The sequence below is a fragment of the Micromonospora sp. NPDC002411 genome, assembly GCF_053592955.1.
The window spans coordinates 1-1,926 of record NZ_JBSFBM010000599.1 but is presented as its reverse complement, the minus strand read 5'-3'; the positions used below and the strand labels follow the sequence as shown (position 1 = coordinate 1,926).

The 1,926-nt window shown below is 74.6% G+C and carries 1 protein-coding gene; it reads right to left on the bottom strand.

The window, feature by feature from the left end; genetic code table 11:
- Positions 1 to 61: 61 nt before the first annotated feature.
- Positions 62 to 1,926: acyltransferase domain-containing protein (locus tag ACWCO3_RS34310; protein WP_450014153.1), on the bottom strand; the 1,865-nt coding region annotated here is incomplete at its 5' end.

Genomic DNA, 1,926 nt, shown 5'->3' with positions numbered 1-1,926 from the left:
ATGGCGTGGCCGAGGCCGCCGGCAGCGCCGGTCACCACTGCCACGCGACGTCCCGGCGGGGTCATCGGCGCACGCTACCGCCGGCCGACCGGGCGTCCGGGACGACGAGTGGTGCTTCCAGTGTGAGTTCCTCGACCTGGCCGCAGCCGACGTGGTCGGCGGCGTGCGCGGCCATCTCGACGAACGCGGTGCCGGGCAGGATCGCGGTGCCGAGCACTGTGTGGTCGGTGAGCCAGGGTTGCCGGGCGGTGGCCAGACGGCCGGTGAACAGCACCTCACCGGTGTCGGCGAGCGTCGTGGCGGTGTGCAGCAGCGGGTGGCCGGTGTTGCTGGACGCGACGTCGGCCGGGTCCGAGTGCAGCCAGTAGGGCTGGTGCTGGAAGGCGTACGTGGGTAGCGGGGTGCGGCGGGCGTCGGAGCCCGCGTAGACCGCGGCCCAGTCGGGGTCGGCGCCCCGGGTCTGCAGCCGGGCGAGCGCGGTGAGGACGGTGAGCGGTTCCGGGTGCCCGCCGCGCAGGGCGGCCACGGCGATCGCCGCGCGGCCGGGCTGGTCGGCGAGGGTCTCCTCGGCCATGGCGGCGAGCACCGGGTCCGGGCCGAGTTCGAGCAGCGTACGGACCTGGTGCCGGTGGAGTTCGAGGACGGCGTCGGCGAAGCGGACGGTGTCCCGGGCGTGCCGTACCCAGTATTCCGGCGAGGTGAGCTCGGCAGTGGTCGCGAGGTGGCCGGTCAGGGTGGAGACGATCGGGATCTGCGGCGGCCGGTAGGTCACCGCGGTCGCGGCCCGCCGGAACTCGCCGAGCATCGGGTCCAGGTGCGGTGAGTGGAAGGCGTGGCTGACCTGGAGTCGCCTGGTTCGCCGCCCGGCGTCGCACCAGTACGCGACGACCTGCTCGACCGAGGACTCGTCTCCCGAGACCACAGTGGAGGACGGTCCGTTGACCGCGGCGACGGTGATCCGGCCGTCCACCCCGTCGAGCGAGGCGAGCACCTCCGCCTCGTCGGCCTGGACGGCGGCCATCGCACCGCCGTCGGGCAGCGCCTGCATGAGCCGGCCACGGGCCGCCACCAGGGCGGCCGCGTCGGCCAGGTCGAGGACGCCGGCCACGTGGGCGGCGCTCAGCTCGCCGATCGAGTGCCCGGCGAGGTAGTCCGGGACGATGCCCCAGTGCGCGAAGAGCCGGAACAGGGCCACCTCGACGGCGAAGAGCGCCGGTTGGGTGTACTCGGTGCGGTTCAGCAGGTCGGCGTGTGCCGGGTCGAGGACGAGGTCGCGGATCGGCCGGTCGAGGTGGGTGTCCAGGTGGGCGCAGACCGCGTCGAACGCGTCGGCGTAGGCGGGGTAGGCGTCGTACAGCTCCCGGCCCATCCCGGCCCGCTGGCTGCCCTGCCCGGTGAAGAGCACCGCGATGCGCCCGTCGGCGGTGACGTCGGTGGTGAGGGCGGGAACCGTGGTGTCGTCGCGCAGGGCGGTGAGGCTCCGGCGTACCTCGTCGAGGTCGGTCGCGACGATCGCCGCGCGGTGTTCGAGGGCCGCCCGGGTCGTGGCGAGGGACCAGCCGAGGTCGGTGAGGCGGGCGGCGGGATCCTCGCTGAGGTGGTCGAGCAGGGCCGCCGCCTGCGCCCGCAGGGCGGGTGCGGTCGTTGCGGAGACCACCACGGGTACGGCGGGGAGCTGCCCACCGCCGGTCGGCGGCACCGGCGCCGGGGCGGTCGGTTGTTCCAGGATGACGTGGGCGTTGGTGCCGCTCACGCCGAACGACGAGACGGCGCCCCGCCGGGGACGGCCGGTGTCCGGCCAGTCGCGGGGTTCGGTGAGCAGTTGGACCGTGCCGGCGGACCAGTCGACGTGCGGTGACGGCTCGTCGGCGTGCAGGGTGCGGGGCAGCACTCCGGCCTGGAGCGCGAGGACGGTCTTGATGACTC